Origin of the sequence: Thioclava sediminum (genome assembly GCF_002020355.1) — a bacterium.
GTDB lineage: Bacteria > Pseudomonadota > Alphaproteobacteria > Rhodobacterales > Rhodobacteraceae > Thioclava > Thioclava sediminum.
Window position 1 is genome coordinate 500169 of the sequence record NZ_MPZV01000003.1, and the last position, 13810, is coordinate 513978.

At 64.3% G+C, this 13810-nt stretch carries 12 protein-coding genes; 3 read left to right on the top strand and 9 right to left on the bottom strand.

Features of this window, described 5'->3' with window-relative positions; all coding sequences use genetic code 11:
- Positions 1–63 precede the first annotated feature (63 nt).
- The 7 genes from BMI91_RS14655 to BMI91_RS14685 all read right to left on the bottom strand — a co-directional run bounded on the left by BMI91_RS14655 (position 64) and on the right by BMI91_RS14685 (position 5646).
- Positions 64–297, bottom strand: a complete 234-nt coding sequence (locus tag BMI91_RS14655) for an acyl carrier protein (protein ID WP_075775036.1) — start codon at positions 295–297, stop codon at positions 64–66.
- A 215-nt stretch (positions 298–512) separates the two neighbouring features.
- Entirely contained in the window at positions 513–1250 is a 738-nt protein-coding gene (gene fabG / locus BMI91_RS14660) for a 3-oxoacyl-[acyl-carrier-protein] reductase (protein WP_078521048.1), read from the bottom strand.
- A gap of 221 nt (positions 1251–1471) precedes the next feature.
- Entirely contained in the window at positions 1472–2401 is a 930-nt protein-coding gene (gene fabD, locus BMI91_RS14665; RefSeq protein ID WP_078605638.1) for an ACP S-malonyltransferase, read from the bottom strand.
- Positions 2402–2480: 79 nt separating this feature from the next.
- Positions 2481–3035 (bottom strand): sugar O-acetyltransferase, encoded by a 555-nt coding sequence (locus tag BMI91_RS14670; protein ID WP_078605640.1) that lies wholly within the window; start codon positions 3033–3035, stop codon positions 2481–2483.
- Between the two features lie 81 nt (positions 3036–3116).
- Positions 3117–3548, bottom strand: a complete 432-nt coding sequence (locus tag BMI91_RS14675; RefSeq protein WP_078550019.1) for a glyoxalase superfamily protein — start codon at positions 3546–3548, stop codon at positions 3117–3119.
- Between the two features lie 281 nt (positions 3549–3829).
- The gene (gene glnA, locus BMI91_RS14680) at positions 3830–5236 is read right to left on the bottom strand and encodes a type I glutamate--ammonia ligase (protein WP_078520902.1); all 1407 of its coding nucleotides are present in this window, start codon (positions 5234–5236) and stop codon (positions 3830–3832) included.
- A gap of 71 nt (positions 5237–5307) precedes the next feature.
- Entirely contained in the window at positions 5308–5646 is a 339-nt protein-coding gene (locus BMI91_RS14685; RefSeq protein WP_075775041.1) for a P-II family nitrogen regulator, read from the bottom strand.
- A 186-nt stretch (positions 5647–5832) separates the two neighbouring features.
- Here BMI91_RS14685 and BMI91_RS14690 point away from each other — a divergent pair, with 186 nt between their 5' ends.
- From BMI91_RS14690 to BMI91_RS14700, 3 genes are all read left to right on the top strand, one after another.
- Entirely contained in the window at positions 5833–7398 is a 1566-nt protein-coding gene (locus BMI91_RS14690) for an NAD(P)H-hydrate dehydratase (protein ID WP_078605643.1), read from the top strand.
- A gap of 127 nt (positions 7399–7525) precedes the next feature.
- Positions 7526–9256 carry a type I secretion system permease/ATPase gene (locus BMI91_RS14695; RefSeq protein WP_244176650.1) on the top strand — a complete coding sequence of 577 codons (1731 nt, stop codon included), beginning with the start codon at positions 7526–7528 and terminating at the stop codon, positions 9254–9256.
- Positions 9253–10557 carry an HlyD family type I secretion periplasmic adaptor subunit gene (locus BMI91_RS14700; protein ID WP_078605647.1) on the top strand — a complete coding sequence of 435 codons (1305 nt, stop codon included), beginning with the start codon at positions 9253–9255 and terminating at the stop codon, positions 10555–10557. The genes BMI91_RS14695 and BMI91_RS14700 overlap by 4 nt, the downstream gene beginning before the upstream one ends.
- Before the next feature lie 184 nt (positions 10558–10741).
- On the opposite strand, the gene BMI91_RS14705 is transcribed toward BMI91_RS14700, so the two are convergent.
- Both BMI91_RS14705 and BMI91_RS14710 read right to left on the bottom strand, forming a co-directional pair.
- Complete coding sequence (locus BMI91_RS14705; RefSeq protein WP_078520906.1) at positions 10742–11347, bottom strand: HupA family protein; 606 nt, start codon at positions 11345–11347, stop codon at positions 10742–10744.
- A 26-nt stretch (positions 11348–11373) separates the two neighbouring features.
- On the bottom strand, positions 11374–13791 hold the full coding sequence (locus BMI91_RS14710) for a calcium-binding protein (protein WP_078605649.1): 2418 nt from the start codon (positions 13789–13791) through the stop codon (positions 11374–11376).
- Positions 13792–13810: the final 19 nt, after the last annotated feature.

Genomic DNA, 13810 nt, shown 5'->3' on the forward strand with positions numbered 1-13810 from the left:
AGCGGCGCTCCGGTTCCCCGAAGCGCCGCCCTTAACTCTCTCTCAGCGTCAGCCGTAAAAGGCTTACTGCGCTTCCGAGATGAATTTCACCGCATCGCCGACGGTCTGAATGTTCTCGGCGGCGTCATCGGGGATCTCGATGCCGAACTCTTCTTCGAAGGCCATGACCAGCTCGACCGTGTCGAGGCTGTCCGCACCGAGGTCGTCGATGAACGAGGCGCTCTCAGTGACCTTGTCCTCTTCCACGCCGAGATGCTCCACGACGATCTTCTTCACGCGATCAGCGATGTCGCTCATGTCAATTCCTCAAAGTTTATAGGGCCTAGCCCGTTCATGCTTGCTCGAATACGAGCGTCTCAACCCGCGCGCCCCGGGTCAACCCGAAGACCGCAATTCAGAGCCGTGGCTTTTACGCCCGGCCCGTCTGCAGCGCTCTTAGCGATTGCCGTGGCCCATGGCAAGACGTTTCTCTATCCTATCAAAGGCCTTCGTGCCCTAGGGTCACAAAGACGTCAGGCCATCGTCCCGCCGCCGTTGACGTGCAGCACCGCACCGGTGACGTAGCCCGCCTCGGGACTTGCGATGTAGCGCACCGCAGCCGCGATTTCTTCCGGCGTGCCCATGCGCCCGGCCGGGATACCCGACAGGATCGCGTCCTTCTGAGCCTCGGTGAGCTTTTCCGTCATCGGCGTCTCGATGAAGCCCGGCGCCACGCAGTTCACCGTCACGCCGCGCGTCGCGACTTCCTGCGCGAGCGATTTCGACGCACCAACGAGACCCGCCTTGGCGGCCGCATAGTTCACCTGACCGGGATTGCCGGTCTGCCCGACAACGGAGGTGATGTTGATGATCCGGCCCCAACGCGCTTTCATCATCGGGCGGAGAACCGCACGCATCAGGCGGAACGCCGCCGTCAGGTTCACGTCGATCACCGATTGCCAATCCTCGTCCGACATCCGCATCGTCAGCTGGTCCCGCGTGATGCCGGCATTGTTCACGAGGATATCCAAGCCGCCCATCGCCTCGATCGCCGCTTTCGGCAGCGCCTCGACCGATTCCGGATCGCTCAGATTCGCCGGGCAGACATAGGCGCCCTCGCCCAGCTCGGCGGCCAGTGCCTCGAGCGGCTCGACCCGCGTGCCCGACAGTGCCACCGACGCGCCGCCCGCATGGAGGGCCCGCGCGATCTCGGCGCCGATCCCGCCAGAAGCCCCGGTGACAAGCGCGCGTTTGCCTTTCAGATCGAACATCATGCTACCTCTTATCTAAGTTGGCGCTCTCTTAGCAGCGAAAGCGCCGTTAGGGAACTCTAAGTGCCACACGCCATGGTTGCGCGCATCAAAGCGACAGGCGCATCGCGATCACAACCGTATGAAAAGGCCGACTAGTTCGACTTGGAACCGGTCGGCCTGCGCTTCCTCTTGACGAAAATATCCCAGGGGGTCCGGGGGAGGATCCCCCGGCGTAGCCCTCAGCCCTTCAGCGCGGCGATATCCTCCGGCGTGCCGACCGCGCGACAGGTCACCTCTTTCGCGATCCGGCGGATCATGCCCGAAAGCGCCTTGCCCGCGCCGATCTCCCAGATCTCGTCGACGCCCTGACCGGCCATCCACGCCACGCTCTCGCGCCAGCGCACCGAGCCCGTGACCTGTTCGACCAGCAGTTCGCGGATCAGGGCCGGGTCGCTCACCGCCTCGGCGCGAACATTGGCGACCAGCGGCACGACCGGCGCCTTGATCTCGACGCCTGCCAGAGCCGCATCCATCGCATCCGCGGCGGGCTGCATCAGCGCGCAGTGGAACGGTGCGGAGACCGGCAGCATCACGGCCCGCTTCGCGCCCGCTTCCTTGGCAAGCACCGTGGCGCGTTCGACCGCCGCCTTGTCGCCCGAGATCACGACCTGGCTCGGATCGTTATCGTTCGCCGCCTGACACACCTCGCCCTGCGCCGCCTCGCCTGCGACTTTCGACGCCGCCTCGAAATCGAGCCCGAGGATCGCGGCCATCGCGCCCACGCCCACCGGCACAGCCGATTGCATCGCATCGCCGCGCACGCGCAGCAGGCGCGCGGTGTCGGCCAGGCTCAGCGACCCCGCCGCACAAAGCGCCGAATATTCGCCGAGCGAGTGGCCCGCGACATAGGCCGCGTCCGTCACCGCATAGCCTTCGGCCTCCAACGCGCGCAAAGCCGCGATCGAGGTCGCCATCAGCGCGGGCTGGGCATTGGCGGTCAGCGTCAGCTCGTCCTGCTCGCCTTCCCAGATGAGCGTGCTCAGCTTTTGCCCGAGCGCGTCATCGACCTCTTCGAACACCGCTTTCGACGCGGGATAGGCGTCGGCCAATGCCTTGCCCATGCCGATGACCTGTGCGCCCTGACCGGGGAATACGAATGCGCGGCTCATGCCTGATCCTCCTGATTGATCTTTGGTTTCCCTTAGCGAGAAGGGCGCGGCGGGGCAAGTTCGCTGCCCCTCTCCCCCCTCAAGCCTTACCGATGATCCGCGCCGGGTTACCCGCGACCGTAGCGCCCGCAGGCACGTCGCGCGTCACGACAGCCCCCGCACCGATCAACGCGCCATCGCCCACCGTGATACCCGGCAGGATGATCGCGCCGCCGCCGATCCAGACATCTTCGCCGATCCGCACGGGCCGTCCGAATTCCAGCCCCGTCCTGCGCGCCTCCGGATCGCGCGGATGATCGGCGGTCAGGATCTGCACCTTCGGCCCGATCTGCGTCCGATCGCCGATCGTGACCGCAACCACATCGAGAATGACACAGTCGTAATTCAGGAAAACCCCGGCCCCCAGCCGGATATTGCTGCCGTAATCGCAATGAAATGGTGGGCGGATACGCGCGCCCTGCCCCACGTCCGCGAACAGCTCCGTCAGCAGCGCGTGGCAGTCCTCGGCACTATGCGCGACGGTAGCGTTGAACCGATCCATCCACGCAGCAGCCCGTGCCACATCGGCTTCGATCTCCGGGCCCTCGGCGCGATACAATTCGCCCGCCAGCATCTTATCCTTCTCAGAGCGCATGATCCCTCCCCGCCATCTCGCCGGACGATCCTGCCCCAGCCGCGCGCAAAGAAAAAGGGGCGCTAGATGCGCCCCTTCTGCTCAGTCCAGTTCGAGATGCGCGACCCCGTCGGAGCGCCGCCCGATCGAACGCCCATCCGCACCGATGGTCGCGCGCACGCGCCGCCGCATCGAGGAAAAGACGGGGCTTTCAACCACATCGACCGGCTCGTCCAGCGCGATCTCGATGTCGTAATGGGTCGCGCCCTTGCGGCGCAGCGCATGGACGCGCCCGCTCACCGGATGGCCCAGATAGCGCCCGCGCACCGCGTCACCCAAGGCATAGCCCTTCGCTTGCGCTGCCGGTTCGGCACGTCGCAGCGCCGCCACCATCGTGTTCCAATCCGCATGACCCGCCGCCTGCGCGGTCAGCTCATAGGCTTTCGACAGCGCAACGGGATTGCCCGCGCGCGCCATCGCCTCGCTCAACCGGCGCGCCTGCGCCTTCACGTCTTTCACTGTGTTCACAGTCATTGTCTCGTCTCCACGGGGATGATCCACCGCTTCGGGGCCCGCATTGCCGAAGAGCCCCCGAAAGAATGGAGAGCGATCGTGAACCGGATTTCACCAAGGGTCACACCCCGCGGGCGGCAGGCATCCGGCAGCCAAGGCCCGACAGATGGGCGGCGCAGGTGCGTCTGTCAAGTGGCGGGGCCTTACCCCGCGTCGGGCGATGCGAAAGCGCCATATCTCAGGCCCCAAAGCGAAAGGGGCGCCCAAACGGACGCCCCTTCCCATCACTGTCCCTCTCCCGTTTAGCAGGAGTAGTAGTACTTGTATTCCACCGGGTGGGGGGTGTGCTCGAACGCGTACACTTCTTCCCACTTCAGTGCGATGTAGCCCTCGATCTGGTCCTTGGTGAACACGTCACCGGCCAGCAGGAACTCGTGATCGGCTTCCAGCGTCTCGAGCGCTTCACGCAGCGAGGCGCAAACGGTCGGGATCGAGGCCAGTTCTTCCGGCGGCAGATCGTAGAGGTCCTTGTCCGAGGACGGGCCCGGATCGATCTTGTTCTTGATGCCGTCGAGACCAGCCATCAGCAGAGCCGAGAAGCACAGGTAGGGGTTCGCCGACGGATCGGGGAAACGGGCTTCGACGCGCTTTGCCTTGGGGGATTCAGCCCACGGAATACGGACACAACCCGAGCGGTTGCGAGCCGAATACGCGCGCAGAACCGGAGCTTCAAAGCCCGGGATCAGACGCTTGTAGGAGTTGGTCGACGGGTTGGTGAAGGCGTTGAGCGACTTCGCGTGCTTCAGGATACCGCCGATGAAGTACAGCGCTTCCTGCGACAGGTCGGCGTATTTGTCGCCTGCGAAGAGCGGCTTGCCGTCCTTCCAGATCGACATGTTCACGTGCATGCCGGTGCCGTTGTCGCCCGCGATCGGCTTCGGCATGAAGGTCGCCGATTTGCCATAGGCGTGCGCCACGTTGTGGATCACGTATTTGTACTTCTGGATGTCGTCGGCCTGCTTGGTCAGCGTCCCGAAGATCAGGCCCAGCTCGTGCTGGCACGAGGCCACTTCGTGGTGGTGCTTGTCGACCTTCATGCCCATGCGCTTCATGGTCGAGAGCATTTCCGAACGCAGGTCCTGCGCGTCATCCACCGGGTTGACCGGGAAGTAGCCGCCCTTGACGCCCGGACGATGGCCCATGTTGCCCATCTCGTAATCGGTGTCGGTGTTCCAGGCCGCGTCGAGCGCGTCGACCTCGTAGGAGACCTTGTTCATCGAGACCGAGAACTTCACGTCGTCGAAGAGGAAGAATTCCGCTTCCGGACCGAAGAAGGCCGAGTCACCGATGCCCGAGGCGACGAGATAGGCTTCGGCCTTCTCGGCGGTGCCGCGCGGGTCGCGGGCATAGGGTTCGCCGGTGTCGGGCTCGACCACGGTGCAGTGCACGCACATGGTTTTCTCGGCGTAGAAGGGGTCAATATAGACCGAGGACGCGTCCGGGATCAGTTTCATGTCGGACTGATCGATCGACTTCCAGCCCGCGATCGAGGAGCCGTCGAACATGAAGCCTTCTTCGAAGAAATCTTCGTCGACCTCGGTATGCATCAGCGTCACGTGCTGCAGCTTGCCGCGCGGATCGGTGAAGCGAACGTCGACGTATTCGACGTCTTCGTCCTTCATCAGTTTGAGAGCGTCCTTGATGCTCATGTCACATTACCCTTTCGTTGAGCTTGGGTTATCCCCGGACCCGCAACGAGGCCCGGCGGGAATGGCGGAAGTTACAGCGCGTCGTCGCCCGACTCGCCGGTGCGGATACGGATCGCCTGCTCCATCGGAGAGACGAAGATCTTGCCGTCGCCGATCTTCTCGGTGCGCGCGGCATTCGTGATCGCTTCGATGGCGGCGTCGACGAGGTCGTCGGGCAGCACCATCTCGATCTTCACCTTGGGCAGGAAATCCACGACATATTCGGCGCCGCGATAAAGCTCGGTATGGCCCTTCTGGCGCCCGAACCCTTTCACCTCGATCACCGAAAGGCCCTGAATACCAACTTCCTGAAGTGCTTCTTTCACTTCATCGAGTTTGAAGGGCTTGATGATCGCCTCCACCTTTTTCATGCCGCCGACTCCTCCGTCAGGTCTTCGTTCCGACCCCCTCAGACCACTTTCCCAAAGCCCCCGCAATCGGCTAGGCTGGACGGGAGCGGAATGGGGATCGGAATTCCGAAAGCCGCGCCCGCAATTCGTGCAAGTAGCACAAAAAAGCAGCAGTTTGAAAACAATTCCTTTGAAGACCCGAGGACCATGCCCGAAATCCTGACCGCGAGCCAAATGCGCCAATGCGAACGCGCCGAGATCGAGAGCGGCGCGGTGACGGGCCTTGAATTGATGGAGCGCGCCGGGGAAAGCGTCGTCACGGCAGTCTTCTCGCGCTGGCCCGATCCGGGGCCGTCGCAGGCGGTGGTGCTGTGCGGTCCGGGCAATAATGGCGGCGACGGCTATGTGATCGCGCGGCTTCTGGCCGAGCGCGGCTGGATCATCGCCTGCTACGCCTATGGCGACCCGACCCGCCTGCCCCCCGATGCAAAGGCCAATCACGACCGCTGGGCGCAGATCGGCGCGGTTATGCCGTGGGACGATGCCGCGATCGAGGACCGGATCGACGATATGGAGGGCGGGCTGGTGATCGACGCTTTGTTCGGCACCGGCCTGACGCGTCCGATGCCCGACGACACCGCGAAGACATGGCGCGGGATTTATCCGCGGCGGTTTTCCAATCCCTCGGGACCGCGCCCGCGCTTTGTCGCGGTCGATATTCCCAGCGGCATTTCCTCGGATAGCGGGCGCAATCTCGGCGGCGCTTTCCCGGCCGATCTGACGGTCAGCTTCCACCGCGCGAAATGCGGCCATTACCTCGATCCCTCGGACGGGCCCGACCGGCCCGGCGGCGGCGCGTCGATGCGCGGCGACCTCGTCGTGACCGATATCGGCCTGCCGCAGGATGCGACCCCTGGCGCCACATGGCTGATCGATCGCCCGTCGAATTTCCTGATGAAGCAGGCGGGCCACAAATACAGCCACGGTCATGCGCTGGTGCTCTCGGGTGGTGCCGGCAAAGGCGGGGCGGCGCGGATGGCGGCGCGGGCGGCGCTCAGGATCGGCGCGGGGCTGGTGACGCTCGCCTGCCCGCCCAAGGCGCTGGCCGAGAACGCAGCCCATCTCGACGCGATTATGCTGAACGCCCTGCCCGACGCCTATTCCTTGCGCGGGATGCTGGGCGACGACCGTCTCAACGCGCTCTGCCTCGGCCCCGGTCTGGGCATGGCGCGCGCGCAGGAGATGGTGCCGGCCGCGCTTTGGGGCAAACGCGCGACGGTGCTCGATGCCGATGCGCTCAGCGCCTTTGCCGACGATCCGAGCGGGCTCTTCGGCCAGCTTCACGAGTCTTGCGTGCTGACCCCGCATCCGGGCGAATTCAAACGGCTGTTCCCCGATCTGGCCGAGAAACTGTCAGGCGACGATCCAAGCTACTCCAAGCTGGACGCCACCCGCGAAGCCGCTGCGCGCGCAGGCTGCACGGTGCTGCTCAAAGGCGCCGACACCGCGATTGCGGACCCAGACGGGCACGTCGCGCTGCACTCAGCGACGCAGGACCGCGCGGCGCCGTGGCTTGCGACCGCAGGCGCGGGCGATGTGCTGGCCGGGCTTATCACGGGGCTGCTTGCGCGCGGGTTCAAACCCTTCGACGCCGCGACCTCCGCAGCTTGGCTCCATGTGGAGGCCGCGCGCAGCTTCGGCCCCGGCCTGATTGCCGAGGACCTGCCCGAAGCGGTCCCGCAGGTGCTGCGCGCGTTGATGGCGCAGGGCTGACGCCACCCGCGCGCGGCTGCCCGCGCAGCTTTTTCGACCCGCCTCGCGCAAAATTGACATCAATCAATGATACCCCTCACCGCGTCGTGAAAATGAACCCGGGGATACGCAACTTTGGGGTATTGGCGTGGGACTTTCTTCTTCGGGCGCGCGGTCGGAAATGCGGCGCGCCTTTTCCGGGAGCCGGGGGCTGATCGGCTCGGCTGTTCTGTTCAGCTTTTTCACCAATCTTCTGCTTCTGACCGGGCCGCTTTTCATGCTGCAGGTCTATGACCGGGTGATCGGCTCGCGCTCGGAAGAGACGCTGGTCGCGCTGTTCGGCCTCGTGGTGTTCCTCTACCTGTTCTACACCATTCTGGAATTCGTCCGCGCCCGCGTGATGGCGCGGGTCGGGGCACGGCTTCACGCCAATCTCTCCGACCGCGTCTTCCGCGCCTCGCTGGAGCGCGCAGCGTTGGGACGCACCGACAAGGGCGCGAGCGCGCTGCAGGACCTCGATGCGGTGAAAACCGTCTTCGCCTCGCCGGTGCTGCTGTCGCTCTTGGACATCCCGTGGACGCCGGTTTTCGCAGCCGCGATCTTCATCTTCCACCCGCTTCTGGGCTGGCTGGCGCTGGCGGGCGGTGCGCTTTTGGTCGTGACCTCGCTGCTCAACCACTGGCTCACCCAGACCCGCCTGACCGAGGCGCAGGGCACCTCTTTCGCGGGCAACCAGATCGCGCGGCAGGTCGAGGACGGGGCCGATTACCTCTGGGCGCAGGGCATGGGAGAGACCATGCGCGCGCGCTGGCAGGACACCCAGACCGAAGGTCAGCGCAAGATGCTGCGCGCGGCCGACTGGACCGGCGCGTTCGGCGCATTTTCCAAGGGCTTCCGGATGCTGCTGCAATCGGCAGTGTTGGCGGTGGGCGCCTATCTGGTGCTGCAACATGAGATGACGGCGGGCGCGATCATCGCGGGCTCGGTCCTGCTGGGCCGCGCGCTGGCCCCGGTCGAGCAGGTGCTGGGCCAATGGACGCTGCTGCACCGCGCGCGCAACGGTTGGGCTTCGCTGCGGGCGTTTCTGGGCTCCGTGCCCGAGGCGCGTAAGCCGACCGAACTTCCCGCTCCGACGGGCGATCTGTCGGTGCGCGGCGTCTCGGTCTCGCGCAAACGTGGCGAGCGTCCGATCCTGTATAACGTGAGCTTCGATGTCGCGCCGGGCGAAGCCATCGGCGTGATCGGCAAGAGCGGCTCGGGCAAGACGACGTTGGCGCGGGCGCTGGTGGGTCTCGTGTCGCCCACCGCGGGCGAGGTGCGACTCGCCGCCGCCAAACTCGACCAATACAGCCCCGAGCGGCTGGGCCAATTCATCGGCTACCTGCCGCAGGTGGTGAAGACCTTCGACGGCACCATCGCCGAGAACATCGCGCAGATGGCGCAATCGCCGGATGCCGAGCGGGTCGTGGCCGCCGCCAAGAAAGCGCATATCCACGAGATCATCCTGCAACTACCCAAGGGCTATGACACCCAGATCAGCGCGCGCGACGCGCAGCTCTCGGGCGGCCAGCGTCAGAGGCTGGGTCTGGCCCGCGCGCTTTACAACGATCCGGTGCTTCTGGTGCTCGACGAGCCGAACTCGGCGCTCGATTCCGAGGGCTCCGAGGCGCTGAACGCCGTGGTGAAGGCAATGACCGAGGAAGGCAAATCGGTCGTGCTGATGACCCACCGCACCAATGCGATCAAAGCCTGCTCGCGCCTCGTGATCCTCGAAAGCGGCCAGATCACCGCGCAGGGGCCGCGCGACGAGGTCATCCAGTCGATGATCAAGAACGCGCAGGACGTGCAACGCATTCTGACGATGAGGGCCGAGAAATGAGAAAATCTCCCGATTTCGCAAATAGCCGACTTCTGCTCGCCGCAGGCTTCGGCGCGATCACCCTCCTCGTCGGCGGCATGGGCGCCTGGAGCGTCGGTGCGAAGATCAACGGCGCGGTCGTGTCGCGCGGCGTGGTCAAGGTCGAGAGCGAACGGCAGGTGATCCAGCACCCCGATGGTGGCGTCGTGGGCGAAATCCTCGCCCATAACGGCGATCAGGTGCATGCGGGCGACGTGCTACTGCGCCTCGACGGGACCTTTCTGCGCTCGGAGCTTGCGATCGTGCAGGCGCAGCTTCTGGAGATCGCGGTGCGCAAGGCGCGGCTGGCCGCCGAGCGCGACGATCTGACAGAGGTGGATTTCACCGTACTGCCCGACTTCCCGATGCTCGACCCCGAGCAGGTCGCCCAGCAACGCGAGGGCCAGAGCAACCTCTTTGCCGCGCGTCAGGCGACGATGGCCAAGAAGATCAACCAGCTGCGCGAACAACAGCAACAGATCGAAAAGCAGATCGAAGGCGTCGAGGCACAGCGCGTCTCGCTGATGGAGCAGCTCGACCTCGTGTCGCAGGAGCTGGAGGACAAGCAGAGCCTCTACGAGCGCAAGCTGATGGAAGCCTCGCGCGTCCTCGCCACCCAGCGCGAACACGCCAAGCTGACCGGCGAGATCGGGCGGCTGAACTCGGTCATCGCGGAGGCGCGCGTGCGGATCTCGTCGCTCGAGATCGAGGTCGTCGGCCTGTCCGAGGATCGCCGCGAGGCCGCGATCACCCAGTTGCGCGACCTGCAATATAACGAGATTTCGCTGGTCGAACGCGAGAACACCCTGCGCGAGAAGCTCGCACGGCTCGACGTGCGCGCGCCGGTCGATGGCGTGGTGTTCGGCTCGCAGGTCTTCGCGCTGCAATCGGTCATCCAGCCCGCCCAGCCGATGATGTTCCTCGTGCCCAGCGATCAGCCGCTCTACGTCTCAGTCCGCGTCGATCCGACGAGCATCGATCAGGTCTATTCCGGTCAGCAGGTCTCGCTGCAATTCTCGACCTTCAATCGCCGCACCACGCCCGCGATCCCGGCCGAAGTGCTGCGGGTCTCGCCCGACGTGCAGACCGACGAGGCGAACCGCGAGACCTATTACGAGGCGACGGTGGAGCCCGATCCAGAGGCGCTGGCCGCCCTGCCCGAGGTCAAGCTGATGCCCGGCATGCCGGTGGAGGCCTTCCTCAAGACCGATGCGCGCACGCCGCTGTCCTACCTGACCCAGCCGCTGACGGTCTATTTCAACCGCGCCTTCCGGGGGGAATGAGGGGGGCCAAGGGTTCCGCTTCACGCAGCGTCCCACACGATCAAGATGAACGGCCCGGCGAGGTATCCTGCCGGGCCCTTTTCGTGATCGGGGTCAGGTTACTGCGCCGCGAGGGAGGAAAGAGAAAGGCCCGGCGGATCGCTCCGCCGGGCCATTCCGGTACCACTGATGAAAGTGGGGTCGGTCAGGGCGTTTGCGTGGTGATGAACGCCCCGGTGAACGCATCGTTCGTCACCCCGTCATCAAGCGTGCCGTCTGCATAGCCAGCAATATTGTCGGGCAGCGTTGCTCCGCTCCCGCCAACGAATTCGCCGTCGAGCAAAATCGAGGTGGTGTAATCGGTGCCACCGTTGGAGAGCGTCCCATCGAGGCTGCCTCCGAAGGTATCGGCCGTCCCGACAACGCCGCTATCGGTGATCGTCCCGCCGGAAAGCGTAAGCGAGCCGGTATAGGCGTCCTTCGTCGAGTGCTGGAAATTAGTCGCCGAGCCGGTGACCGTCCCGCCCGAGAAATTCGCGTCGAGCGATAGCTCGCCGATTAACGTCCCGCCGCTGTCAAGGTCGCCCTTGACGTAACCGGTGTAGCTGGCCGTACCCGAATTCGGCACATCGTCGCGTCCGCCAGTCACATCCCCGGTACTCAGATCCACGACCCCAGCCGCCGCCGTATCGGCGCGCGCCACGAGTTCCGCATAGGTGGGGGCGGTGTTGACCGTGGTTCCGCTGCCGCCGCAGGCCGAGAGAGTGGCGGCCGCAGCCGCCAGTGCGATGAAAGTTACTTTGTTGTTCATTCGTATTGTCCTTCTAGAAACCCGGATCAGACGCTCACGAGCGTCATGTCGGCGACAAATTGATCGACAGTTGTGAAATCATCCTCGGTGATCAGGCTCACATCCACATCGCGCAGGATCATCCGGTCGTCACCTGCGGTGATTTGAGTGCCCGTCGTGCGGTAGCTGATGATCTCGAGGTCGGCGAAGGTTAGCCCCCCGTCGAGTGCGATCATGTCGACCCCGTCTTCGAAGTCGTAGACGATGTCGAGCGTGGTGCCCTCTGCGAAGACGAACCCATCCGCGTCCAGACCGCCATAGAGACGGTCGAGCCCGGCACCCCCGTCGAGCAGGTCGGTGCCCGCAAGGCCGTAGAGGATATCGTTTCCGCCCAGCGCCGTGATGATGTCGTCGCCCGGGGTCCCCATCAGCGTCTCGCTCGCATCGGTGCCGATGATCTCGTTGGGGCCCGTTGTGCCCGGATCATCGCCCGCACCCGGGTTGGCCAGAAGGAAGTCTTCCTCCATGACAAGCCCTCCGCTCGGCCCGAGATCGCCCGCCACGTCGGTCAGCGTCGCGATCAGAACCGGGTCGGCACCGATTTCGGCCCCATCCGTGTCGAGGTAGATTTCAAGATTGGTCCCATTCACCACTTGCGAGATGTTGTCGGCGAAATTCGTGTCCGAGACGCCCAGCCCGATCAGGCCGATCGCATCGGTGCCAACTTCGAAATCGCTGATCGTGCTCGCGGTCAGCGGCACGCCCTCGACCGAGGAGCCGTAGCTGAGCACGAAGAGATCGGTGCCCGCGCCGCCCGTGAAGGCGTTCGAGCCGATCCCGACAAGGAAATCATTCCCGTCCGTGCCGACGACATTGGCCCCGACCGCGTAGGGCGTGACTAGCTCGTAATCCATCAGCAGCTCGGCGCTGTAGATCGTCGCGGGCTTGATGTCGCCCTTGATGTAGACCGCCATATCGAAGCCGTCGGAATAGTTCATCCCGTTGACCGACACCTCGCCGGGCTTGTCCTGCCAGCCCGAGCTGACCGAGAGCGGCTGGGCGGGATAGCCCCAATCGAGCAGGTTGATCACCGTCTGGGTCTCTGCGCCGACCTCGTATTTCACCTCGTCGTTGGTGGGAGGCGGCTCGTCGCTCGGGTCGATCGGGATCACCACCGAGGGCAGATCCTGCCCATATTTGTCGGTCTTCAGACGCCAGCGCGGACCGCTATCGGCATATTCGGTGCCATCTTCGTTCAGCACCGGCTCGAAGGGCTCGCGGTCCATCGTGGTGTACCAGGCGTTGGTGAAGCCCGCCGCCCCATCCTCGGCCCCGATCGTCGCGAGATCGCTCGCTGCCCATTGCTGCGCCAGAAGATCGTCGCGCAGGATCGTGCCTGCCTCGTAGAGCGTGCCATCTCCCGCATAGTAGTCATCGGCGGTGATCCAGACCTCACGGGCACCCTGCCCGTCAAGGTTGTAGTCCGGCACGATGATATATTCCGGCAACGTGCCGATCGCGGCCTCGTTCTCGAAATCCTCGGGACGGATCTGGTCGTTGGGGTTGTTGGTGATCGTATGATGCACGACCAGCTCGGCCTCGGTCACGTGGTAAATGTTACGCAGCGAGGTGTAGGGGTTGTACTCGCTCCACTCGTCGGGCAGGTCCATCGTCGCTTCAAGACGCACGTCATTGGGCTTCTTGATCGTGTTACCCCAGCGATAGAGCAGCTTTCCGTCATCCTTCAGCGTCACCGAGTAGTCGCTGCTGACCGCGATATTGCTGTCGATCTCGGTTTCGTTGGCGGAGAGGATATCCTTGATGTCGACCTTGCCGTCACCATTGGTGTCGGTGATCGTGATGCCTTCGTATTCTCCCTCGAGCAGGCCGCGCACCGACTTCCCATCATATTCACCGCCGACGATGAAAAGCTCGTCGTCGAGCGGATAGAGCGCCTCGGTATCCCCCGGGAAACGCTGGTCCGACAGGATGTTCTGCATCACGACGTAATGCTCGGTCGAGGCCTTCACCGTGTTGCCGCCCAGACCCGCGAGCCAAGTGCCGTACACGGCGGGCGTCTTGAACGTGTCGGTGGGTGAATCCGAGATAACGAGACCAAGCTGATTGCCCTCGGAGTCGTAGACATCACCCGCCCAGCCCTCGGCATAGTCGCCATCGAGCTCTTTCTGCTCGGCATTCTGAAAATCACTGACGTAATAGCCGAATTCGCTGTCGATCGGATAAAGCGTCACCCCCTCCTTGGTGATCTTGGTATCCTCGGGATCGTTCGGATCGTCGACGGTATCAAAGACCGCCTGCGGGTCTTCGGAGTTCCCGACCGTCATCCCGTCGAAGGTCACCGTGATATCCGCCGTGCTGAAGACATGCGACGAGCGGAACATCGGGTCGGTGTTCAGCGGTTCGTCCCAATCGTCGACGTTACCTGGGTCAATTTGTGTCGCCATATCTGCGTCCCCTCTATCC

What these genes read in the sequence shown, in the direction of transcription:
- BMI91_RS14690 (WP_078605643.1), top strand. Translation starts at nt 5,833, where the DNA reads ATGCCCGAAATCCTGACCGCGAGCCAAATGCGCCAATGCGAACGCGCC.
- BMI91_RS14700 (WP_078605647.1), top strand. Translation starts at nt 9,253, where the DNA reads ATGAGAAAATCTCCCGATTTCGCAAATAGCCGACTTCTGCTCGCCGCA.
- BMI91_RS14675 (WP_078550019.1), bottom strand. Translation starts at nt 3,548, where the DNA reads ATGACTGTGAACACAGTGAAAGACGTGAAGGCGCAGGCGCGCCGGTTG.
- glnA (WP_078520902.1), bottom strand. Translation starts at nt 5,236, where the DNA reads ATGAGCATCAAGGACGCTCTCAAACTGATGAAGGACGAAGACGTCGAA.
- fabG (WP_078521048.1), bottom strand. Translation starts at nt 1,250, where the DNA reads ATGTTCGATCTGAAAGGCAAACGCGCGCTTGTCACCGGGGCTTCTGGC.
- BMI91_RS14670 (WP_078605640.1), bottom strand. Translation starts at nt 3,035, where the DNA reads ATGCGCTCTGAGAAGGATAAGATGCTGGCGGGCGAATTGTATCGCGCC.
- fabD (WP_078605638.1), bottom strand. Translation starts at nt 2,401, where the DNA reads ATGAGCCGCGCATTCGTATTCCCCGGTCAGGGCGCACAGGTCATCGGC.
- BMI91_RS14710 (WP_078605649.1), bottom strand. Translation starts at nt 13,791, where the DNA reads ATGGCGACACAAATTGACCCAGGTAACGTCGACGATTGGGACGAACCG.
- BMI91_RS14655 (WP_075775036.1), bottom strand. Translation starts at nt 297, where the DNA reads ATGAGCGACATCGCTGATCGCGTGAAGAAGATCGTCGTGGAGCATCTC.
- BMI91_RS14705 (WP_078520906.1), bottom strand. Translation starts at nt 11,347, where the DNA reads ATGAACAACAAAGTAACTTTCATCGCACTGGCGGCTGCGGCCGCCACT.
- BMI91_RS14685 (WP_075775041.1), bottom strand. Translation starts at nt 5,646, where the DNA reads ATGAAAAAGGTGGAGGCGATCATCAAGCCCTTCAAACTCGATGAAGTG.